Origin of the sequence: Phenylobacterium sp. (assembly GCF_036263695.1) — a bacterium.
GTDB lineage: Bacteria > Pseudomonadota > Alphaproteobacteria > Caulobacterales > Caulobacteraceae > Phenylobacterium.
Genome location: NZ_DATAGM010000397.1, coordinates 1 through 5,462 on the forward strand (window position 1 = coordinate 1; position 5,462 = coordinate 5,462).

Sequence of the window (5,462 nt, forward strand, 5' to 3'; positions counted from 1 at the left end):
CTTGGCCGGGCCCTTGCGGGTGCGGGCGTTGGTGTGCGTGCGCTGACCGCGGACCGGAAGGCCCTTGCGGTGGCGCAGGCCGCGGTAGCAGGCCAGGTCCATCAGCCGCTTGATATTGACCGCCGTCTCGCGACGCAGGTCGCCCTCGACCGTGTAGTCACGGTCGATGGCTTCGCGGATCTGAAGCACTTCCTGGTCCGTCAGCTGGTTGACGCGTCGAGCGTCCTCGATGCCGACCTTGCTGACAATCTCGCGGGCTTTCGCCGAGCCGATGCCATGGATGTACTGAAGCGCGATCACGACGCGCTTGTTCGTGGGAATGTTGACGCCTGCGATGCGGGCCACGCGGGTAATCTCCTGGTCACGCCAAAAGCGCGAACGGCGCCCCGGCCCTGACAAACCGGGCCGGCACGTCCTTCGCGCCCTTTCGCGGAAGCGCTCCCTTATAGGGATCGAGGCGCCTCAGTCAATGCGGAATGCCCCAAATCGTGACGGCCGGGCGACTTCGCAAGCCCCACGCGAACCGGGGCGATGGACTGCCTCTTGGCGGCGCAACCTTCGCAGCCGTGTCCGACCCGCTTGACTTCCAGACCCTGATCGCGGCGCAGCCTGCGCCGGCCGCGAGACACCCTCACCGGCTTCCAGGGCGCCGCTATCGCCGTCGTCGGGATCGCGCCCCGGTCAGCTCAGCGAGAGCGACATCGTATTTGCGTAGTTCCGCCAGCCACCCATCCTGACGGGGGCCGGGCAGCGCGACGGGCCGGGTCGCCGGAACAGTTTCGGCGAGACGGTCGGATTCAGGATCTCAGCTGACCGCTGCGGCCAGCGCCTTGTCGATCTGGGCGGCGACCTCCTCGACGGACGCCATGCCGTCGACTTCCACCAGCTTGCCCTGGCCCTGGTAGTAGGGCAGCAGCGGCGCCGTCTGGGTGTTGTAGGCGTCGAGCCTCACCTTGAAGCTTTCGGGATTGTCGTCGGCGCGGCCGGACTCGGCGAAGCGGCCGGCGATGCGCTTCATCAGCTCCGCATCGTCCACTTTCAGCCGGATCACCAGGTCGATCTTCTTGCCCCGGCCGGCCAGCATGGTGTCCAGCGCCTGGGCCTGCGCGACAGTGCGGGGAAAGCCGTCGAAGATGGCCCCGGCTGCGGCTTCGGTCTCCGGCAGCCGCTCCTCGATCAGCGCCACGACGATCGCATCGCTGACCAGTTCGCCGCGCTGGAGGATGCCCTCGACCTTCTGGCCGAGCTCGGACTTGGAGGCGATCGCGGCCCGCAGCATGTCGCCGGTGGAGAGCTGGATCATGCCGCGGCCGTCGACCAGCCGCTTGGCCTGAGTTCCCTTCCCCGCCGCAGGCGGGCCGAACAGGATCAAGTTCATTGAAAGACCCCTCCCCCGGCCGGAGCCCCCTCGGCCCGGCGATTATGCTTCTTAGGACCGGCGCGAGCCGCGCAGCTTCGACTTCTTGATCAGGCCTTCGTACTGGTGCGCCAGCAGGTGCGACTGGATCTGGGTGACCGTATCCATGGTCACGCTGACCACGATCAGGATCGACGTCCCGCCCAGATAGAAGGGCACGTTGTAGAAGCTGATCAGCGCCTCGGGCAGCAGGCAGACGGCGGTGATGTAGGCGGCGCCGATCACCGTCAGCCGGGTGAGCACGAAATCCAGGTACTCGGCCGTCCGCTTGCCGGGGCGGATGCCCGGCAGGAAGCCGCCGTACTTGCGCAGGTTCTCCGCCGTGTCCTCCGGATTGAACACGACCGAGGTGTAGAAGAAGCAGAAGAAGACGATCAGCGCACCGTACATCACCATGAACAGCGGCTGGCCGTTCTGCAGCTGGGCTGCCGCGGTCGGCAGCCACTGCGCCCACTCGGGCAGGTCGGCGGTGGCCAGGAAGCCCATCACCGTCGTCGGCAGCAGCAGCAGGCTCGAGGCGAAGATCGGCGGGATGACCCCGGCGGTGTTGATTTTCAGCGGCAGAAACGAGGTATCGCCGCCGAACATCCGGTTGCCCTGCTGGCGCTTGGGATACTGCACCAGCAGCCGGCGCTGGGAGCGTTCCATGAACACGATCGCCACGACCACGGCCACGGCGATGGCCGCGATCAGCAGCACCGCGATGGTCGGGATGCCGCCGGTGGCGCCGAGGTTGAACAGCCGCAGGATTCCGCCGGGGAGCCCGGCGACGATGCCCGCGAAGATAATCAGGGAGACGCCGTTGCCGACGCCGCGGCTGGTCATCTGCTCGCCCAGCCACATCAGGAACATGGTGCCGCCCGTGAGGGTGACGACCGTGGAGATGATGAAGAATGGCCCGGCGCTGGTCACCAGCCCCGGCTGCGCCGACAGCGCCGAGGCGATGCCGAACGACTGGAAGACCGCCAGCACCACGGTCAGGTAGCGGGTGTACTGGTTGAGCGTCTTGCGCCCCGCCTCCCCGCCTTCCTTCCGAAGCTTCTCCCAGGGCGGATAGATGGTGCCCAGCAACTGAACGATGATCGAGGCCGAGATGTACGGCATCACGTTCAGGGCGAAGATGGCCATCCGCTCGACGGCGCCGCCCGAGAACATGTTGAACATGCCCAGGATGCCCTGGCTCTGGCCTTCGAAGGCCTGGGCGAAGGCGGCCGGGTCGATGCCCGGGATCGGGATGAAGGTGCCGATCCGGTAGACGATCAGCGCTCCCAGCGTGAACCAGATGCGCTTGTGAAGCTCGGTCGCCTTTGCGAAGGCGCCGATGTTCATGTTGGCTGCGAGCTGTTCGGCGGCCGAAGCCATTTAGATCCCCACGACTGGTGCGTGCTCACACATAGGCGCCGCTCTTCCGTTCGTCATCCCGGCCGTAGCATCGGCGGGCGCCGGGACCCAGCGTCTTGTGCGCGACACGGGGTCCCGGACAGCGGGATGAGCCAGCGGAATCAGCCTTCCTGAGCGGCGGGCTCGGGACGGGTCAGGGTCAGCTGGCCGCCGGCGGCCTCCACGGCCTGGCGGGCCGAGGCGGAGGCGGAATAGACGGTCAGGTTCAGCTTGGACTTCAGCTCGCCCTTGCCGAGCAGCTTCACGCCGTCCTTGGCGCGGCGCAGCACGCCGGCCTTGACCAGGGCGTCGGCGTCAATCGGCGCCGTGGCGTCGAGCGTGCCGGCGGCGATCGCCTGCTCGATGCGCCACAGGTTCACCTCGGCGAAGTCCTTGGCGAAGGGGTTGTTGAAGCCGCGCTTGGGCATGCGCATGTGCAGCGGCATCTGGCCGCCTTCGAAGCCGGCGATGGCGACGCCGGTCCGGGACTTCTGGCCCTTCACGCCGCGGCCGGCGGTCTTGCCCTTGCCCGAGCCCGGGCCGCGGCCGACGCGCATGCGGCCCTTGGTCGAGCCCTCGCGCGGGGCCAGTTCGTTCAGCTTGGTCATCTCGCCTCTCCTTGGAGATCAGTCGCCGGGACCAGAAGTCCCGACTCGGCATGGATTCGATATGTGAGCGCCCCGCGTGGGCGGGGCGCTTCGGTGTTCGGACTAGCCGTCGATCACTTCGACCATGTGGCGGACCTTGGCGATCATCCCGCGCACGGCGGGGGTGTCTTCCAGGGTCGACACGCGGCCGACGCGGTTCAGGCCCAGGCCCACCAGGGTGGCGCGCTGGTCGTTCTTGCGGCGGATCGGGCTGCCGGTCTGACGGACTTTGATCTGAGCCATCGCAGCTTATCCCTCGGCGTCGGCGGCGGGCGCCGCGGCGGAGGCGCCGTCGGCGCGGCGGCCGATCACGTCAGCCACCTTCTTGCCGCGCTTGGCGGCGACCTGGCGAGGCGAGGCCTGGGCCTTCAGCGCCTCGAAGGTCGCGCGCACCATGTTGTAGGGGTTGGACGAGCCGATCGACTTGCCCACGACGTCCTGCACGCCCAGCGTTTCCAGCACGGCGCGCATCGGGCCGCCGGCGATCACGCCGGTGCCCGGAGCAGCGGCGCGAACCATCACCTTGCCCGCGCCCCAACGGCCGGCGCCGTCGTGGTGCAGGGTGCGGCTCTCGCGCAGCGGCACGCGGATCATCGACTTCTTGGCTTCCTCGGTCGCCTTGCGGATGGCTTCCGGCACTTCGCGCGCCTTGCCATGGCCGAAGCCGACGCGGCCCTTCTGGTCGCCCACCACCATGAGGGCGGCGAACGAGAAGCGCCGGCCGCCCTTCACGGTCGCCGCGACGCGGTTGATGTGAACCAGCTTCTCGACGATGTCGGAATCGGCGCGGTCGTCCTGCTGGGGTCCGCCCCGCCGGTCACGCCGATCGCGTCCGCCGCCGCCTTGTTCGCTTCCACGAGCCATCTTGGGTTCCTTAGAAATTCAGGCCGGCTTCGCGCGCGGCGTCGGCCAGGGCCTTGACCCGGCCGTGATAGAGGTAGCCCCCGCGGTCGAAGACGACGTCCTTGACGCCCTTCTCGATGGCGCGCTGGGCGATCAGCGCGCCGACCTTGGCGGCGGCGTCCTTGTCCGCGCCCTTCGCCTTGTCGCCCTCGAGCGTGGAGGCGGCCGCGACGGTCACGCCGCGCTCATCATCGATGACCTGGGCGTAGATGTTCTTGGACGAGCGGAACACCGACAGGCGCAGACGGCCGTTCGCCAGCTTGCGCAGGCGCGTCCGATTGCGCTGGGCGCGCCGCTGGGTGGAGTCACGAGCAGAGATAGACATGGCCTACTTCTTCTTGCCTTCCTTGCGGCGGACCTTCTCGCCGGCGTAGCGCACGCCCTTGCCCTTGTAAGGCTCGGGCGGACGGATGCGGCGAATCTGGGCGGCGATCTCGCCGACCAGCTGCTTGTCGATGCCGCTGATGCGGATTTCGGTCTGCTTGGGCGTGGCGAAGGTGATCCCCTCAGGCGGCTTGATGTCCACCTCGTGCGAGAAGCCCAGCTGCATGGAGAGCGCATTGCCCTTCATCGCGGCCCGGTAACCGACGCCGACCAGCTCGAGCGCGCGCTCGTAGCCGGTGGTCACGCCCTGCACCATGTTGCTGACCAGGGTGCGCGAAAGGCCCCACATGGCTTGCGCCCGGGTGCTGTCGTTGCGCTTGGCCAGGGTGAGTTCCGACCCTTCCAGGCGCGGCTCGATCTCTTCGGCGAGCGTCCAGGAGAGTTGGCCCTTGGGCCCCTTCACCGTGACCGTCTGGCCGTCGATGGTGACCGTCACCCCAGAGGGGATGGTCACCGGCTTTTTTCCGATCCGCGACATCTCAATAGACCCGGCAGAGCACTTCGCCGCCGACGTTGGCTTCGCGGGCGGCGGTGTCGGACATGACGCCCTTGGGCGTCGACAGGATCGAGATCCCGAGGCCGTTCTTGATCGGCTTCAGGTCGGCGATCGACGAATAGACGCGGCGGCCGGGCTTCGACACGCGGCTGATCTCGATGATCACCGGCTGGTTGTCGAAGTACTTCAGCTCGATCTCGAATTCCGGGAAGGCGCCCGGCTTCTCGACGAGGTG

The 5,462-nt window shown here is 67.9% G+C and carries 9 protein-coding genes; all 9 read right to left on the reverse strand.

Annotated features, from left to right (window positions below; all coding sequences use genetic code 11):
- Window positions 1-345: 30S ribosomal protein S13 (gene rpsM / locus VHK87_RS15975; RefSeq protein WP_329635884.1), on the reverse strand; the 345-nt coding region annotated here is incomplete at its 3' end.
- A gap of 460 nt (window positions 346-805) precedes the next feature.
- Entirely contained in the window at window positions 806-1,378 is a 573-nt protein-coding gene (locus tag VHK87_RS15980; RefSeq protein ID WP_329635885.1) for an adenylate kinase, read from the reverse strand.
- Window positions 1,379-1,429: 51 nt separating this feature from the next.
- Entirely contained in the window at window positions 1,430-2,779 is a 1,350-nt protein-coding gene (gene secY / locus VHK87_RS15985; protein WP_329635886.1) for a preprotein translocase subunit SecY, read from the reverse strand.
- 140 nt (window positions 2,780-2,919) lie between these two features.
- Window positions 2,920-3,405, reverse strand: coding sequence for a 50S ribosomal protein L15 (gene rplO, locus VHK87_RS15990; RefSeq protein WP_329635887.1), 486 nt, complete (start codon window positions 3,403-3,405; stop codon window positions 2,920-2,922).
- Between the two features lie 102 nt (window positions 3,406-3,507).
- Window positions 3,508-3,687 (reverse strand): 50S ribosomal protein L30, encoded by a 180-nt coding sequence (rpmD, locus tag VHK87_RS15995; protein ID WP_329635888.1) that lies wholly within the window; start codon window positions 3,685-3,687, stop codon window positions 3,508-3,510.
- Between the two features lie 6 nt (window positions 3,688-3,693).
- Window positions 3,694-4,308 (reverse strand): 30S ribosomal protein S5, encoded by a 615-nt coding sequence (gene rpsE, locus VHK87_RS16000; protein WP_329635889.1) that lies wholly within the window; start codon window positions 4,306-4,308, stop codon window positions 3,694-3,696.
- A 10-nt stretch (window positions 4,309-4,318) separates the two neighbouring features.
- Window positions 4,319-4,672, reverse strand: coding sequence for a 50S ribosomal protein L18 (rplR, locus tag VHK87_RS16005; RefSeq protein WP_329635890.1), 354 nt, complete (start codon window positions 4,670-4,672; stop codon window positions 4,319-4,321).
- Between the two features lie 3 nt (window positions 4,673-4,675).
- Window positions 4,676-5,209: a 50S ribosomal protein L6 gene (rplF, locus tag VHK87_RS16010; protein ID WP_329635891.1), complete on the reverse strand. Its 534-nt coding sequence runs from the start codon at window positions 5,207-5,209 to the stop codon at window positions 4,676-4,678.
- A gap of 1 nt (window position 5,210) precedes the next feature.
- Window positions 5,211-5,462, reverse strand: a 252-nt coding sequence (gene rpsH / locus VHK87_RS16015; RefSeq protein ID WP_329635892.1) for a 30S ribosomal protein S8, incomplete at its 5' end; no start/stop codon positions are given.

Coding starts and splice junctions, on each gene's coding strand:
- VHK87_RS15980 (WP_329635885.1), bottom strand. CDS start 1,378: ATGAACTTGATCCTGTTCGGCCCGCCTGCGGCGGGGAAGGGAACTCAG.
- secY (WP_329635886.1), bottom strand. CDS start 2,779: ATGGCTTCGGCCGCCGAACAGCTCGCAGCCAACATGAACATCGGCGCC.
- rplO (WP_329635887.1), bottom strand. CDS start 3,405: ATGACCAAGCTGAACGAACTGGCCCCGCGCGAGGGCTCGACCAAGGGC.
- rpmD (WP_329635888.1), bottom strand. CDS start 3,687: ATGGCTCAGATCAAAGTCCGTCAGACCGGCAGCCCGATCCGCCGCAAG.
- rpsE (WP_329635889.1), bottom strand. CDS start 4,308: ATGGCTCGTGGAAGCGAACAAGGCGGCGGCGGACGCGATCGGCGTGAC.
- rplR (WP_329635890.1), bottom strand. CDS start 4,672: ATGTCTATCTCTGCTCGTGACTCCACCCAGCGGCGCGCCCAGCGCAAT.
- rplF (WP_329635891.1), bottom strand. CDS start 5,209: ATGTCGCGGATCGGAAAAAAGCCGGTGACCATCCCCTCTGGGGTGACG.